This window comes from Caulobacter sp. SLTY (genome assembly GCF_009905535.1).
Classification (GTDB): Bacteria; Pseudomonadota; Alphaproteobacteria; order Caulobacterales; family Caulobacteraceae; genus Caulobacter.
In genome coordinates this window covers 63898-79248 of the sequence record NZ_JAAALA010000021.1, presented here as the reverse complement: position 1 = coordinate 79248, position 15351 = coordinate 63898, and the positions used below count along the sequence as shown (strand labels likewise).

At 67.2% G+C, this 15351-nt stretch carries 18 protein-coding genes; 11 read left to right on the top strand and 7 right to left on the bottom strand.

Going from position 1 to position 15351, the window contains the following annotated elements; translation table 11 throughout:
• The 4 genes from GVN21_RS13325 to tyrS all read right to left on the bottom strand — a co-directional run.
• Positions 1-454 (bottom strand): polymer-forming cytoskeletal protein (locus GVN21_RS13325; RefSeq protein ID WP_166575242.1); only part of this gene is annotated, 454 nt, incomplete at its 3' end.
• A complete protein-coding gene (locus GVN21_RS13320) occupies positions 435-1586 on the bottom strand; it encodes a peptidoglycan DD-metalloendopeptidase family protein (RefSeq protein ID WP_166575241.1) in 1152 nt (383 codons plus the stop codon). The genes GVN21_RS13320 and GVN21_RS13325, both read right to left, overlap by 20 nt.
• A 337-nt stretch (positions 1587-1923) precedes the next feature.
• Positions 1924-2394, bottom strand: a complete 471-nt coding sequence (locus GVN21_RS13315; RefSeq protein WP_166575240.1) for a peroxiredoxin — start codon at positions 2392-2394, stop codon at positions 1924-1926.
• A gap of 15 nt (positions 2395-2409) precedes the next feature.
• A complete protein-coding gene (gene tyrS, locus GVN21_RS13310) occupies positions 2410-3735 on the bottom strand; it encodes a tyrosine--tRNA ligase (protein WP_240902923.1) in 1326 nt (441 codons plus the stop codon).
• A 208-nt stretch (positions 3736-3943) separates the two neighbouring features.
• Here tyrS and GVN21_RS13305 point away from each other — a divergent pair, with 208 nt between their 5' ends.
• Positions 3944-4471, top strand: coding sequence for a DOMON-like domain-containing protein (locus GVN21_RS13305; RefSeq protein ID WP_166575239.1), 528 nt, complete (start codon positions 3944-3946; stop codon positions 4469-4471).
• Entirely contained in the window at positions 4468-5670 is a 1203-nt protein-coding gene (locus GVN21_RS13300; RefSeq protein ID WP_166575238.1) for a DUF1343 domain-containing protein, read from the top strand. Before GVN21_RS13305 ends, GVN21_RS13300 begins: the two co-directional genes overlap by 4 nt.
• A gap of 200 nt (positions 5671-5870) precedes the next feature.
• Here the strand turns inward: GVN21_RS13300 and ppa are convergent, their stop codons facing one another.
• Positions 5871-6410 (bottom strand): inorganic diphosphatase, encoded by a 540-nt coding sequence (ppa, locus tag GVN21_RS13295; protein WP_166575237.1) that lies wholly within the window; start codon positions 6408-6410, stop codon positions 5871-5873.
• Positions 6410-7060, bottom strand: coding sequence for an alpha/beta hydrolase (locus tag GVN21_RS13290; protein ID WP_166575236.1), 651 nt, complete (start codon positions 7058-7060; stop codon positions 6410-6412). Before GVN21_RS13290 ends, ppa begins: the two co-directional genes overlap by 1 nt.
• 133 nt (positions 7061-7193) lie before the next feature.
• Here GVN21_RS13290 and GVN21_RS13285 point away from each other — a divergent pair, with 133 nt between their 5' ends.
• Genes GVN21_RS13285 through GVN21_RS13245 form a run of 9 tightly spaced genes read left to right on the top strand, consistent with a single transcriptional unit; the run spans position 7194 to position 14406 of the window.
• Positions 7194-7640, top strand: coding sequence for an Rrf2 family transcriptional regulator (locus tag GVN21_RS13285; RefSeq protein ID WP_166575235.1), 447 nt, complete (start codon positions 7194-7196; stop codon positions 7638-7640).
• A complete protein-coding gene (locus GVN21_RS13280; protein WP_166575234.1) occupies positions 7637-8761 on the top strand; it encodes a cysteine desulfurase family protein in 1125 nt (374 codons plus the stop codon). The genes GVN21_RS13285 and GVN21_RS13280 overlap by 4 nt, the downstream gene beginning before the upstream one ends.
• A 3-nt stretch (positions 8762-8764) precedes the next feature.
• Positions 8765-10237: a Fe-S cluster assembly protein SufB gene (gene sufB, locus GVN21_RS13275; RefSeq protein WP_166575233.1), complete on the top strand. Its 1473-nt coding sequence runs from the start codon at positions 8765-8767 to the stop codon at positions 10235-10237.
• Positions 10237-10608 carry a VOC family protein gene (locus GVN21_RS13270; protein ID WP_240902922.1) on the top strand — a complete coding sequence of 124 codons (372 nt, stop codon included), beginning with the start codon at positions 10237-10239 and terminating at the stop codon, positions 10606-10608. The genes sufB and GVN21_RS13270 overlap by 1 nt, the downstream gene beginning before the upstream one ends.
• Complete coding sequence (gene sufC / locus GVN21_RS13265) at positions 10609-11358, top strand: Fe-S cluster assembly ATPase SufC (RefSeq protein ID WP_166575232.1); 750 nt, start codon at positions 10609-10611, stop codon at positions 11356-11358.
• Positions 11355-12443 (top strand): Fe-S cluster assembly protein SufD, encoded by a 1089-nt coding sequence (sufD, locus tag GVN21_RS13260; RefSeq protein WP_166575231.1) that lies wholly within the window; start codon positions 11355-11357, stop codon positions 12441-12443. Before sufC ends, sufD begins: the two co-directional genes overlap by 4 nt.
• Positions 12443-13669, top strand: coding sequence for a cysteine desulfurase (locus GVN21_RS13255; RefSeq protein ID WP_166575230.1), 1227 nt, complete (start codon positions 12443-12445; stop codon positions 13667-13669). The genes sufD and GVN21_RS13255 overlap by 1 nt, the downstream gene beginning before the upstream one ends.
• Positions 13670-13675: 6 nt before the next feature.
• The gene (locus GVN21_RS13250) at positions 13676-14020 is read left to right on the top strand and encodes an SUF system Fe-S cluster assembly protein (RefSeq protein ID WP_166575229.1); all 345 of its coding nucleotides are present in this window, start codon (positions 13676-13678) and stop codon (positions 14018-14020) included.
• Between the two features lie 2 nt (positions 14021-14022).
• On the top strand, positions 14023-14406 hold the full coding sequence (locus GVN21_RS13245; protein WP_166575228.1) for an iron-sulfur cluster assembly accessory protein: 384 nt from the start codon (positions 14023-14025) through the stop codon (positions 14404-14406).
• Between the two features lie 169 nt (positions 14407-14575).
• Here the strand turns inward: GVN21_RS13245 and GVN21_RS13240 are convergent, their stop codons facing one another.
• On the bottom strand, positions 14576-15349 hold the full coding sequence (locus GVN21_RS13240; RefSeq protein ID WP_166575227.1) for an N-formylglutamate amidohydrolase: 774 nt from the start codon (positions 15347-15349) through the stop codon (positions 14576-14578).
• Between the last annotated feature and the right edge of the window lie 2 nt (positions 15350-15351).

Below are 15351 nucleotides of genomic sequence, written 5' to 3'. Positions count from 1 at the left end.
GCGCGGGGGCCGGGGCCGGGGCGGCCGGGCGCTGGAACTTCAGGCTGCGGCCCTGGAAGAAGGCGCCGGTTTCCATCGCCAGCTGCTCATGGGTGATGTCGCCATCGATGTAGCTGGTGCCGTACAGGCGAACCTGCTTGGCGGTCACCGAGCCGACGATGCGGCCGCGAACCTCGGCGGCCTCGGCATAGACGCTGCCCTCGATGTGGCCGGTCTCGCCGACGGTCAGCCGGCCGACGCGCACGTCGCCGCGCACCACGCCATCGATCTGCAGTTCGCCGTCACCGGTCACGCCGCCCTCGATGGTGATGCCGCTGGAGATCAGCGAGGCGACCTTCGGACGGGGCTTGGGGGCGTCGATCGCGGCGTTGCTCACCGGGGTCGCGGCGGCGGGCTCGGGCGTCGCCGGCTTGGCGGGCGTCGGAGCGGACTTGTTAGCGGGCTTGCTGAACATATTCACCGGCCTTCAGAAAACGGTTGGGGTTCTGGGGCCGACCAGCGACCCAGATTTCGTAATGCAGGTGCGGCCCGGTCGAGCGGCCCGTCGAGCCCATGGCCCCGATCCGCTGTCCCACGCCGACCCGCTGTCCCACCTGCACGGCAATGCCCTGGAGGTGCGCATAACGGGTCTTGAACCCACCGCCATGGTCTATCTCGATCGTGTTGCCATAGCCTGAACGAACGCCGGTAAACGAAACCACGCCCGGCGCGGTCGCGTAGATCGGGGCGAAGTAGCCGCCCGGAAAGTCCAGGCCCGAATGGAAGGCCGGCCGCCGGGTGAAGGGATCCAGCCGAACGCCATAGCTGCTGGTCGCCGCCTGGGCCGCCGTCGGGCGATAGAAGGGCAGGGTCTTGGCGGCCTGGGACAGACCGCGCATGTCGTTCATGTTGCTGCTGGCCCGCTGAATACGGCGGGCGAAATCCTCGTCCACGTCCAGCACTGCGGCCAGGGCGCGGGGGTCCTTGGCCTCGATCAGCGGCCCACCCAGGGCGCCGCCGCGGGCGACGTAGCTTTCCGGGGTCAGCCCGGCCAGTCGGAAGGCGGCGCGCAGCCGCTCGGCCCGGGTCTTGGCGAAGCTGTCGGCGGCTTCGATCAGCCGCTCCTGGTCCATCCGGGTGTACTGCACCCGCTCGATCGGATTGGTCGCCATCAGGCGGGGCTTGGCCGGCGCCAGCGCCTGCTCCGCGCCCGGCACACCCTTGAACTCGGTGAACAGCTGGGCCAGCGCCGCGTGGCGCTTCTCGACCGAGGCGGCCATCTCGCCGAACGAGCCGTTGGTGGCGTTAAGTTGGGCCATGGCGCTGTTCAGGCGGGCCTGGCGGTCGGCGTTGACCCGCTCGTAATAGGCTTTCTGGCGGACCAGCTCCTGGTCCGAGGCGCCCGCCGCCAGGGCGTTGACCATCATCGCGGCGGTGGCGATGCCCATCCAGAGAGACAGGGCCGCGACCACACCCGCGCCGGCGATCTGCTTGCCCGTCGAAAGCACGTAGCCGCGCATCTCGCCGCCGGAACGGACATAGAGATGCCGCTCAGGAAAGAGCTCTTCAAGAACTCTGCGAACTCGCCGTAAGCGGTTTGACGCCATGGCCCCCGAGACCCGGTTTTCTACCGAGCGCGATATGCAATCATCTGAAACAGGGACGCAAGGGGCTTCGCGCCTCGCGGGTGCGGCCGGCGCGCGAAAACTCCTTATCGCACAACGGTTAACCACGACCTGTTCAGGACGCTAGTCTTTGGGCCGTCTTTCGCGAAATCTTGGCGATATTGATTAACCATCGCGGTTTCCGCGCCACAGTTACCGGAGCGTCACATTTGCCCCGCGCGGATCGGTCGCGGGCCTGGTGACTGTCTCGCGGAGCGTGACTGTCACCGTCCAGCCGCGCCGGCAACGGTGACAGTCATCCGGCTCCGCCGGAAGACAGTCACCCCAGTTCCCGAACCGCCTTCAGCACCTCGTCCGCATGGCCCGGCGTCTTCACCTTGCGCCACACCCGCCGCAGCACGCCCTCGCCATCGATCAGCCAGGTCGACCGGTCGATGCCCATATACTCCCGGCCGTAGAGCTTCTTCGCCACCCAGGCCCCATAGCGCTCGATGACGTCGCTGTCCTTGTCCGAGCCCAACTCAACGGTCAGCCCATACTTCGCGCGGAACTTGGCGTGGGCGGCGATGGTGTCCTTCGACACGCCGACCACCGTGGCCCCGGCCTTCTCGAAGTCAGCCTTCAGCGCGCTGAAGTCCTTGGCTTCGGTGGTGCAGCCCGTGGTGTCGTCCTTGGGGTAGAAATAGAGGACCACCGTCCTGCCCTTAAGGTCGGCCAGACGGACCCGCCCGGTGTCGGTGGGCAGGTCGAAGTCCGGGGCCTGATCGCCGGCTTTCAGTTCGATGGTCACTCTACCCTCCAGATCCTAGACCGGCCGGACCAGCACGATCTTCTTCTTGCCCTGGGACAGCTTGATCACCCCGCCGACCACATCGGCCTGGGTGATGAGCTTCATCCCGTCCATCTCCTGCACGTCATTGACGCGCAGGCCGCCGCCCTGGGCCAGGCGCCGGGCCTCGCCGCGAGAACTAGACAGGCCGGCGTCGACGGCAAGCGCCGCCAGCATGATCCCCTCGGTCAGGTCGGCGGCGGCGATCTCGATGGTCGGCAGGTCGTCCGACAGGGCGCCCTTCTCGAAGGCCTGGGTGGCCGCCTCGCGGGCGGCCTTGGCGGCCTCCTCGCCATGCAGCATCCGGGTCGCCTCGTCGGCCAGCACCTTTTTGGCGTCGTTTATCCCGGCGCCGGGCAGGCTCTCCAGCCGCGCGATCTCGTCCAGCGGCAGGTCGGTGAACAGCCGCAGGAACTTGCCGACGTCGGCGTCCTCGGTGTTCCGCCAGAACTGCCAGTAGTCGTACGGCGACCGCATGTCGGCGTTCAGCCACACCGCCCCGCCCATGGTCTTGCCCATCTTCGCGCCCGAAGCGGTGGAGAGCAGGGGGGTGGTCAGGCCGAAGGCCGGCTTCTGGTCGACCCGGCGGATCAGCTCAACGCCGTTGAGGATGTTCCCCCACTGGTCGGACCCACCCATCTGCAGGCTGGTCCCGAACCGGCGGTTCAGTTCCAGGAAGTCCACCGACTGCATCAGCATGTAGTTGAACTCGAGGAAGGTCATCGGCTGCTCGCGCTCGAGCCGCAGCTTCACCGAGTCGAACGCCAGCATCCGGTTGACCGTGAAATGGACCCCGAATTCCCGCAGGAAATCGATGTAGCCCATCTTCGAGAGCCACTCGTCATTGTCCACCATGACCGCGTCGGTCGGCCCGTCGCCGAAGGTCAGGAACTTCTCGAACACCGTCCTGATGCTGGCGATGTTGGCCTGGATGTCGGCCTCGCTCAGCAGCTTGCGCGACTCATCCTTGCCGGTGGGATCGCCGACCTTGGTGGTCGCCCCGCCCATCAGCACGATCGGCCGGTGCCCCGCCTGCTGCAGCCGGCGCAGCAGCATGATCTGGATCAGGCTGCCCACGTGCAGCGACGGCGCGGTGGCGTCGAACCCGATGTAGCCGGTGACGATCCCGCCACTCGCCGCCTCGTCCAGCTCGGCCGGATGGGTGATCTGATGGACAAAGCCTCGGTCCCGCATGGTCTGCAGGAACGACGACTTGAAATCGGCGGTCTCGGTCATGGACTGATGGCTCTCTTCGCGGCGGGCCTGTAGCACGGGCGGGCGGGTCTGCAAGGCGATAGACATCGATAGGGTCTCCTTTTTGGAAGGGACCGGCGGACGTCGGGTTGCGTGATGCTTTGACATGCCGCCGGGGTTGGGCGGCATGCGATCGCAACGCCGCTCGTCAGTACGAGCGGGCGTAATACAGGGCGGCGAGGGCGGCCTTGGCGATCATGGGGCGTGGTGTGCCTCCGCCATTGACGCTCGTCAAGGCGTCGCTATCCAAGGGGTGATGCGGCTTGCCCTGACGCCACACCCTGATTTCCCCTGCGAGCCGGTCCATGAGATCGCGGTCGACGTCCGCCGCACGCCGTCCGGCCTGTCGCTCCGCTACGTGGCCACCGGCGACTTGACCCAGGTCCGCCTGCCGCCGGCCGGACCCGAGGGCCGCGCCGACGAGCTGTGGAAACACAGCTGTTTCGAGGCCTTCATCCGGGCAGGCGACGGCTATCGCGAGATCAACCTGTCGCCATCGCACCAGTGGGCGGCCTACCGGTTCGCGGGCTACCGCATCGGCATGGAGCCGGCGGATATCGCCCTCGTCGGCTTCAATCAGCACCGCGCCGACGACCACTATGATCTCACCGCCAACCTCGACCTCGGCGGCCTGGATCTCCCGCCCGGCCGCTGGACGCTTGCGCTGTCGGCCGTCATCGAACTGATCGACGGTCGTCTTTCCTATTGGGCGCTGACCCACCCACCGGGCCGCCCTGACTTCCACCATTCCGACGCCTTCAGCCTGAGCCTGGACCCATCATGAAGTTCGGCATCGACCGCCTGCTCGCCGACCCGGCCCTGCGCCGCGACCTCGCCGGACGCCGCGTGGCGCTCCTCGCGCACCCCGCGTCGGTCACCGAGAACCTGACCCATTCGATGGACGCCCTGGCTGCTTGTCCCGACCTCAAGCTGACCGCCGCCTTCGGGCCGCAGCACGGCATGCGGGGCGACAAGCAGGACAACATGATGGAGTCCCCGGACTTCACCGACCCGGTCCACGGCGTCCCGGTGTTCAGCCTCTACGGCGAGGTCCGCCGCCCGACCGGCCAGTCGATGGGGACCTTCGACGTCATCCTGATCGACATGCAGGACCTCGGCTGCCGCATCTACACCTTCATCACCACCCTGCTGTACGTCCTCGAAGCCGCCGCCGAGCACGGCAAGTCGGTCTGGGTCCTCGACCGCCCCAACCCCGCAGGCCGTCCGGTCGAGGGCCTGACCCTGCGCCCAGGCTGGGAAAGCTTCGTCGGCGCCGGCCCCATCCCCATGCGCCACGGGCTGACGCTCGGCGAACTGGGCCGCTGGTTCATCGATCACTACAAGCTGGAAGTCGATTATCGCGTCATCGAGATGGAGGGTTACGACCCGGACGCCGCCCCCGGCCACGGCTGGCCGCTGGGCCAGCGCACCTGGATCAACCCCAGCCCCAACGCCCCCAACCTGTGGATGGCCCGCGCCTACGCCGGCACGGTGATGCTGGAAGGCACGACCCTGTCGGAGGGGAGGGGGACCACCCGCCCCCTGGAGCTGTTCGGCGCTCCCGACATCGACGCCCGCAAGGTGATCGAGGAGATGTGGCGCATCGCGCTCGGCTGGCTGGACGGCTGCACCCTGCGCGAAATCAGCTTCGAGCCGACCTTCCACAAGCACGTCGGCAAGCTGTGCAGCGGCGTCCAGATCCACACCGAGGGCCCCGAATACGATCACCAGGCCTTCAAGCCGTGGCGGTTGCAGGCTCTCGGCTTCAAGGCCATCCGCGCCCTCTATCCCGACTACGACCTCTGGCGCGACTTCCCCTACGAGTACGTCCTCGACAAGCTCGCCATAGACGTCATCAACGGCGGCCCCGACCTCAAGGCCTGGGTCGATGAACCGGCCGCCACGCCGGGAGACCTCGACGCCCTGACCATTCCCGACGAGCAGGCGTGGGAAGAGCTGCGAAAGCCCTATCTTCTGTACTGAAGAGCCGCCTCTTCGCTCTCCCCATGAAATGGGGGAACCAACCTTTGGCGAGCGCTGCAAGCGAGCCAAACCGAGGGGGTCCCCACCGCCGGTTCAAGGCTAACCCCAGCCGCCGGCGCTGCCCCGCCTCCTGGTCCGTCGCTCACGCTCCGAACCGTCCTCCGCCCCCTCTCGGGGGTGGAGAGCGAATAGGCGCGGCCTCAGGCGGCCTTCGCCGCCTTCGCCCGCTCAATACCGTCCAGCACCATCTTCCGGGCCGCGTCGACGTCGCCCCAGCCCTTCACCTTGGTCCACTTGCCAGGCTCCAGGTCCTTGTAGTGGGTGAAGAAGTGCTCGACCTGGTCCAGGGTGATCTTCGGCAGGTCGGTGTAGTTCTGCACATGGTCGTAGCGCGCGGTCAGGTGATGCGACGGCACCGCGATCAGCTTCTCGTCGATCCCGGCCTGGTCTTCCATCAGCAGCACGCCGACGATCCGGCAGCTCATCACCGCACCCGGCGCGATGGCGCGGGTGTTCATGCAGATCACGTCCACCGGGTCGCCATCGCCCGACAGGGTGTGCGGGATGAAGCCGTAGTTCCCCGGATACCGCATCGACGTATAGAGGAACCGGTCGACCATCAGGGCCCCGGAGGCCTTGTCCATCTCGTACTTGATAGGCTCGCCGCCCAGCGGCACTTCGATAATCACATTCACATCCACCGGCGGATTGTCGCCGATGGTCAGGGCATCGATATTCATTAGGCGGGCTCGGCTTCCAGACGCTTATCAAGGTACTGGCCGACGTGCTTCTCCACGTCCGGCAGGTTCTCGGCCCAGAAGTGGGTCGCGCCGTCGATCAGGTCGTAATCGATCACGATGCCCTTCTGGCTCCGCAGCTTGGTGACCACCCGCTCGACCTCGACCGGCGGCGTCACCGTGTCGTTGGTGCCGTGCAGGAACAGGCCGCTGGCCGGGCAGGGGGCCAGGAAGCTGAAGTCGTACATATTGGCGGGCGGCGACACGCTGATGAAGCCATCCGTCTCGGGCCGGCGCATCAGCAGTTGCATCGAGACCCAGGCCCCGAAGCTGTAACCGGCGACCCAGCACTGGCTGGCCGTCGGGTTGGTGGCCTGCAGCCAGTCCAGCGCCGTGGCCGCGTCGGCCAGTTCACCGATGCCGCCATCGAACTCGCCTTGCGAACGCCCGACGCCCCGGAAGTTGAACCGCAGGGTCGAGAAACCCCGCTTCATGAACAGGTGGTACATCTGCACGGCCACCGGATGGTTCATGTGTCCGCCGGCGCGCGGGTGGGGATGCAGAATCAGGGCGATCGGCGCGTTCTCACGCTTTCCCGGCGAATACCGGCCTTCGATCCGGCCGGCGGCGCCGGTCAAAACGACTTCGGGCATGGGCGAAACGTCCTCGCAGAATACTTGACCACTGCGCTTGGTCTTCCTAGATCAGGCGCACACCGCGCCGGCCCTGCCGACGCGTGGCGCGGGCCTTAGCATAGGGGCCGCGCGAAATGCCAAGGAAACCGCCATGCGCCTGTCCACAAAGGGCCGCTATGCCGTGATGGCCATGACCGACCTGGCCGCTCGCCAGGACGCGGATGGCCTGCGCGCGGTTTCCCTGGCCGAGATCGCCGCCCGGCAGGAGATCTCCCTCAGCTATCTGGAGCAGCTTTTCGCCCGCCTCCGCCGCCGTGGCCTCGTCAAGAGCCTGCGCGGCCCCGGTGGCGGCTATCGCCTGGCCCGGACGGCCTGCGAGACCCACATCGCCGAGATCGTGCTGGCGGTCGACGAGCCCCTGCGCGCCACCCGCTGCGGCCACGCTTCGGCCAAAGGCTGTATGAAGGCGGGCGCCCGCTGCACCACCCACGATCTCTGGGAAGAGATGGGCCGACAGCTGCACAGCTACCTGGCCTCCGTGTCCCTGGCCGACGTTCTCGAAGGCCGCCTGACGCCCGAGGCCAAGGCGGCCGCATGAGCGTCTACCTAGACTTCAACGCCACCGCGCCGGTCCGGCCGGAAGCCCGCGAGGCCATGCTCGCGGTGCTGGACCGCGTCGGTAACCCGTCCTCCGTCCACGCCGCCGGCCGCGCCGCCCGTTCGGACCTGGAGCGGGCCCGCGAGGCGGTCAGCGCCCTGGTCGGCGTAGTCCCGGGTTCCGTCACCTTCACCAGCGGCGGCACCGAGGCCAACGCCTTGGCCATCGAGAGCGCCAAGGCCGCGCGCTTCGACCGCATCCTGCTCGGCGCCACCGAGCATGACGCCGTCTGGGAAACCGCCCACGCCTGCGGCCTGCCTGTCGAGATCTGGCCGGTGGACGCAGACGGCGTCGCCGACCTCGCCTGGCTGGCCGCCGCCTTGGCCCGGCCGGGCAGGGCGCTCGCCTGCCTGATGCTGGCCAACAATGAGACCGGCGTCATCCAGCCGGTCGCCGAGGCCGGCACCCTGGTCCGCGCCGCCGAGGGCTGGCTCCACGTCGATGCGGTGCAGGCCGCCGGCAAGATCGCCATCGACTTCACCGCCCTCCAGGCCGACACCCTGGCCCTCTCGGCCCACAAGCTCGGCGGACCCCAGGGCGTCGGCGCCCTGGTCGCCGGAACCCGCGCCACACTCGCTCGCCGACTGCACGGCGGAGGCCAGGAGCGCGGCCGCCGCGCCGGCACCGAAAACCTGCCCGGCATCGTCGGCTTCGCGGCGGCGGTTTTGGCAGCAAGTGGACACAAGTCGCCAAGTCAGGACGCTTCGTCGTGGCGCGACGCCTTTTTGACCCGGGTAAAATCCCAAGGGGCTGTAATCCTTGGCGAAAACGCCGACCGCCTGCCCCAAACCGCTTGCATTGCGTTCCCCGACTGGCCGGCGGAGACCCAGGTCATGCTGATGGACCTCGGCGGGGTGATGATCAGCGCCGGCGCCGCCTGTTCCTCCGGCAAGGTCAAGCCCAGCCGCACCGTCGAGGCCATGGGCCGGCCCGACCTCGCCCCCTATTCCATTCGCCTGAGCGGCGGCTGGTCGACCACCGAGGCCGACTGGATCCGCGCCGGCGACGTCTGGCTGGAGGCCTTGTCGCGCCGCCGCCCGAAGATCAAGGAAGTCGCGTAAGTCATGGCCGCTGTTAAGGAAACCGTCGATCAGGTCGGGGCGCTGGAAGCCTACAAGCACGGCTTCATCACCGACATCGAGCAGGAGTTCGCCCCCAAGGGTCTGACCGCCGACACCGTCCGCTACATCTCGGCCCAGAAGAACGAACCCGACTGGATGCTCCAGTGGCGCCTCGAGGCGTTCGAACGCTGGCTGGCCCTGGAAGAACCCGACTGGGCCAAGGTCAACTACCCCAAGATCGACTATCAGGATGCCTACTACTACGCGGCGCCCAAGGACCCGGCCTCCGGTCCCCTGAGCCTGGACGAGGTCGATCCGGAGATTCTGGCCACCTACGCCAAGCTCGGTATCCCACTGAAAGAACAGGAGGTTCTGGCCGGCGTCGTCGGCGCGCCGCGCTATGCCGTGGACGCCGTCTTCGACAGCGTCAGCGTGGTCACCACCTTCAAGAAGGAACTGGCGGCGGTCGGGGTGATCTTCTGTCCGATCAGCGAGGCCATCCGCGAACACCCCGAGCTGGTGCGCAAATACCTCGGCTCCGTGGTGCCGGTCAGCGACAACTATTTCGCCTGCCTGAACAGCGCCGTGTTCAGCGACGGCAGCTTCGTCTACGTGCCGCCAGGCGTGAAATGCCCAATGGAATTGAGCACTTACTTCCGCATCAATGCCGCCGAGTCCGGCCAGTTCGAGCGCACCTTGATCATCGTCGACAAGGGCGCCCAGGTCTCCTACCTCGAAGGCTGCACCGCCCCGATGCGCGACGAGAACCAGCTGCACGCCGCCGTGGTCGAGCTGGTCGCGCTGGAAGACGCCACCATCAAGTATTCCACCGTCCAGAACTGGTATCCGGGCGATCCGGTCACCGGCAAAGGCGGCATCTATAACTTCGTCACCAAGCGCGCCGACTGCCGCGGCGACCGCTCCAAGGTGTCTTGGACCCAGGTCGAGACGGGCTCCGCGATCACCTGGAAATACCCCAGCTGTGTGCTTCGCGGCGAGGGCAGTGTCGGCGAGTTCTACTCGATCGCCATCACCAACGGCCACCAGCAGGCCGACACAGGCACCAAGATGATCCACCTGGGGGCCAACACCCGCTCGCGGATCATCTCTAAGGGCATCAGCGCCGGCAAATCCTCCAATACTTACAGGGGGTTGGTCTCCGCCCACCCCAAAGCCAAGGGCGCCCGCAACTTCACCCAGTGCGACAGCCTGCTGATCGGCAAGGAGTGCGCCGCCCACACCGTGCCCTACATCGAGGCCCGCAACGGCCAGGCGGTGTTCGAACACGAGGCCACCACCACCCGCCTGTCGGAAGACCAGCTGTTCTACGCGATGCAGCGCGGCCTCTCGCAGGAAGAGGCCGTGCAGCTGCTGGTCAACGGCTTCGTCAAGGACGTGCTGCAGGAACTCCCCATGGAGTTCGCGGTCGAGGCCCAGAAGCTGGTGGCCATCAGCCTGGAGGGCTCGGTCGGCTGATGCTCCGCGCCATCGACCACGTCCAGATCGCCATTCCGCCCGGCGGCGAAGAGCGCGCTCGGCCGTTCTACCGCGACCTGCTGGGCCTGACCGAAGTCCCCAAGCCCGAGCCGCTCGCCTCCCGGGGCGGCTGCTGGTTCGAGGGTGGGTCAATCAAGGTGCACCTCGGCGTCGAGCAGGACTTTCGGGCCAACACCAAGGCGCATGTGGCCTTCCTGGTCGATGACGTGGCGGGCATCACCCAACGCGCTGTCGCCGCCGGCTACACGATCAAACCCGATGACGAACTCGGCGATGTCGAGCGTGTCTTCATCTATGACCCCTTCGGCAACAGGCTCGAGTTCCTGAAGCCCCTTTCTCAAGTGATTTGAATGCTCTCGATCAACAACCTCCACGCCACGGTCGCCGACAAGCCGATCCTCAAAGGCCTGACCCTCGACCTGCCCGCCGGCGAGGTGCACGCCATCATGGGTCCTAACGGCGCCGGCAAGTCGACGCTGTCCTACGTGCTGACCGGCCGCGAGGGCTATGAGATCACTGAAGGCTCGGCGACCCTCGATGGCGAGGACCTGCTCAGCCTCGACCCCAGCGAACGCGCCGCCCGGGGCGTCTTCCTGTCGTTCCAGTATCCGCTTGAAATCCCGGGCGTTCCGGCCCTGACCTTCATCCGCACCGCCCTCAACGCCCAGCGCCGGGCGCGGGGTGAGCCCGAAGTCGCGGCCCCCGCCTTCCTCAGGCAGGCGCGGGAGACCACCGCCTCGCTGAAGATCGACTTCGAGATGCTCAAGCGCAGCCTCAACGTCGGCTTCTCGGGCGGGGAGAAGAAGCGGATGGAGATCTTCCAGATGGCGATGCTGTCGCCGCGCCTGCTGATCCTCGACGAGACCGACAGCGGCCTGGACATCGACGCCCTGAAGATCGTCGCGGCGGGCGTGAACGCGATGCGCAGTCCGGATCGCGCCATGCTGGTGATCACCCACTACCAGCGGCTGCTCGACTACATCAAACCGGACAAGGTGCACGTCCTCTCGGCCGGCCGCATCGTCGCCTCCGGCGGGCCGGAGCTGGCCCTCGACCTCGAGCGCGAAGGCTACGACAAGTATGTAAAGGCCGCCGCGTGAGCCTCGCCACCGCCCTCAAGACTGGCGACGCCACCCAGCTGCCATCGCGGCGCGACGAGGACTGGCGCTGGACCGACCTGCGCGGCCTGATCCGGCAGATTCCGCCTCAGTACCGGTACGATGGCACAGGGGTCCTGCCGGCATTCTCGGTGGCGAGCGCCAATGGCGCCGAAGAATTCTATCGTTCGCCTTTTACGGCGAACCGGACCGTCACGGTATTGAACGGGTTCGTGGATGGACTGGGGCTAGGCGATCCCGGCCCGCTGGTGTTTGACGACTATGATCCGGTTGTGGCGCTCGACGTGGCCAACGTCTTCGGCGCCTTTCAGCTTGCCACGAGGCTGGCTGTTCGGGTGCCGGCGGGGAGGAGCGGAGTTCTTCTCGAAAGCCACGCAGGGCAGGGCAACCACCTGGTCAGCTTCGATTTGGACATCGAACTCGGTGAAGGCGCCAGCCTGGAGCGGATCGTCTTGGTCGCCGACGATCCCGAGGCCGTGACTGTTCGCCAGACCAACGTCTCCCTGGCCCCCGCCGCTTCGTACAGCCAGACGGTCCTGACCACCGGCGCCCGCCGCCAGCGGCTGGAGACCCGGATCGCGCATCCCGGCGCCGGCGCGAGCGTCCGGCTGGACGGCGCCTATCTGCTGTCTGACCAGCGGCACGCCGACCTGACCACCAGCGTCGATCATAGGGGGCTGGACGGTACCACCAGCCAACTGACCAAGGGCGTTGCCCGCGACCAGGCACGGGCCGTGTTCCAGGGCCGGATCGTCGTCGAACGCGGCGCCGACCGCACCGATGCGCGGATGCGCCACCAGGCGCTGATCCTGTCCGAACGGGCCGAGGTCGACGCCAAGCCGGAGCTGCTGATCTTCGCAGACGACGTCCAGTGCGCCCATGGCAATACGATCGGGGCGCTCGACGAGGAGGCTATCTTCTACGCCATGCAGCGCGGCATCCCGGCCGACCGGGCCCGCGCCATGCTGACCGCCGCCTTCGTGGGCGAAGTGATCGACCGGATCGAGCACGAGGGCGCCCGCGAGATCGCCCACGCCTGGGCCGAAGCCCAGCTGGGGAGCCTCTGATGGCCTTCGATGCGCCCTTCGATCTCGCGGCGGTCCGCGCCCAGTTCCCGATCCTGTCGCGGCAGGTGAACGGCCGGCCGCTGGTCTACCTCGACAACGCCGCCAGTGCGCAGAAGCCGACGGCGGTGATCGAGGCTATGAAGGGGGCGATGGAGTTCTCCTACGCCAACGTCCATCGCGGCCTCCACACGCTCGCCAATGAAACGACGGAAGCCTATGAAAAGGCGCGCAAATCGGTCGCCCACTTCCTGAACGCCGCCGAGACCGAGATCGTCTTCACCAAGGGCGGCACCGAGGCCATCAACCTGGTCGCCAGCAGCTTCGGTCTGGGCCTCCAGGCGGGCGATGAGATCCTCATCACCCAGATGGAGCACCATTCCAACATCGTCCCCTGGCACCTGCTGCGCGAGCGCAAGGGCGTGGTCCTGCGCTTCGCCCCGGTGACCGAGACCGGCGAACTGGACCTGCCGGCGACCCTGGAGATGATTGGCGAGAAGACCCGCCTCGTCGCTTTCACCCATATGTCCAACGTGCTGGGCACCATCAACCCGGTGAAGGCGATCACCGATGCCGCCCAAGCGGCCGGCGCATTGGTGCTGGTCGACGGCTGTCAGGGCGCGGTTCACATGGCCGTGGACGTGAAGGACCTCGACTGCGACTTCTACGTCTGCACCGGCCACAAGCTATATGGCCCCACCGGCATCGGCATCCTCTACGGCAAGGCCGAGCGCCTCGCCGCCCTGCCGCCCTACCAGGGCGGGGGCGAGATGATCGGCGCGGTTACCGAGGACCATATCACCTACGCTGAACCGCCCATGCGCTTCGAGGCCGGCACCCCGCCGATCATCGAGGCCATCGCCCTGGGCGCCGCCATTGACTGGCTGATGGCGTTCGACCGGCAGGCTGTCGCCCGGCACGAGCGCGCCCTCTACGACCGCGTCGTCGACCGCCTGTCGGGTCACAATTGGCTACGCATTATCGGCACGGCGCCGGACAAGGGGGCGATCATGGCCTTCACGGTCGAGGGCGCCCATCCGCACGACATCGCCCAGATTCTCGACAAACAAGGGGTGGCGGTGCGCGCCGGGACCCATTGCGCCGAACCGCTGATGGCCCGTTTCGGCGTAACCGCGAGCGCGCGCGCTTCCTTCGCCCTATATAACACCGAGGCCGAGGCCGATGCGTTCGCGGACGCACTGGTCAAAGCCCACAGCTTCTTTGCCTGAGTGATCATGACCGAGACGACCGCCACAACGCTGAGCCAGAAAGAGCTGGACGAGCTGACCGACAAGCTGGTCGAGCAGCTGAAGACGGTGTTCGACCCGGAGATCCCGGTCGACATCTATGAGCTCGGCCTGATCTACAAGGTCGACGTCTCGGACGACAAGCACGTGGCCATCGACATGACCCTGACCGCTCCCGGCTGCCCGGTGGCCGGCGAGATGCCGGGCTGGGTCGAGGACGCGGTCATGGAAATCCCGGACATCAAGTCCTGCACCGTCGACCTGGTCTTCGACCCGCCGTGGGACCCCTCACGCATGTCGGACGAAGCCAAGCTCCAACTGAACATGTTCTGACCATGGAAACCCTCGCCCCCCGCGCCCGCCGCCCCCGCCCCAAGGTCGTCACCCTGAGCGACGCCGCCGCGGCGCGGGTGAAGGAGATCATGGATCGGGCTGAAAAGCCGTACGCGGGTTTGCGCGTCGGGGTGAAGAACGGCGGCTGCGCGGGGCAGGAGTACCAGCTGGAGTACGCCGAGGCGGCCAGCCCGCTCGACGAGGTGGTCGAGGACAAGGGGGTGCGCATCCTGATCGACCCCAAGGCGGTGCTGTTCCTGATCGGCACCGAGATCGACTACGAAACCACCCGGCTGGCCGCGAAGTTCGTGTTCCGCAATCCGAACGAGACGGACGCCTGCGGCTGCGGCGAGAGCGTGACCATCGTGCCGGCGTCGGCGGAGTAGCCCCTCCACCCCTCACTTCCGTCATCCTCGGGCTCGTCCCGAGGACCCATTGCTCTAAGCTGCCGCGCACCCCTGCGGTGGAGGTGCGGCCGCGCCTCCAACCCACCGTTCGTCGATGCGGACGGATGGGTCCTCGGGACAAGCCCGAGGATGACGGAGGGGGGGAGCGTTAGGAGGTGCTGGGCGCCAACCGCTCCAGCACCGGCCCGATCGCCGCCGCCACCTCTGCCTGACCTTCCGCCGTCTCAAGCAGATCCTGCCGCACCTCCAGCTCGAAATAATCGAGCCCCCGCGACCCGGCGTGGTGCGGCACGGTGAAGTCCGTGCCGTCCATCATGTAGGGCTCGTTGTCGCCGACCAGATCCTCCCCGAACATCTCACGAAGCGCCGCCAAGGCTGCGTCCGAGAAGGGCGAGTTGTGCAGGTGGAGGACGCCGTAGCGCCAGGGCCGGGCGACCTCGCTCATCACCGGGGTGAAGCTGTGGAGCGCGATCAGCACGGTCGGCAGGCCCTCCGCGGCTCGCCAGTCCAACTCGGCGGCGATGGCATCATGGTAGGGCTGAAAGATCTCTTCCTCCCGCGCCTGGCGGTCAGGCGGCGTGAGGCCGAGGTTGCCGGGAATGGTCGTGCCGTCGCTGATTTCGGCCATCCCGTCAGGTCGCGCAGGGTCCCGATTGCAGTCGATGACCAACCGCGAATAGTGCTGGCTGATGAAGCAGGCCCTCAGTTGGTCGGCCAATAACGGCCCCAGGCCCGAAATCCCGATGTCCACGGCGATATGTCGCAGGAAGGCCTCGGGCGGCAGGCCAAGGTCGCCCAAAGCCCGTGGAACCGCCACTCCGGCGTGATCCCCCACCAGCAGATAGGGCGATCGGGCGCCTGGATTTCGCACAATGACGGGCGGCTGATCGCCGGCTGACAACACGGTTATGGCCTCGTTCATGG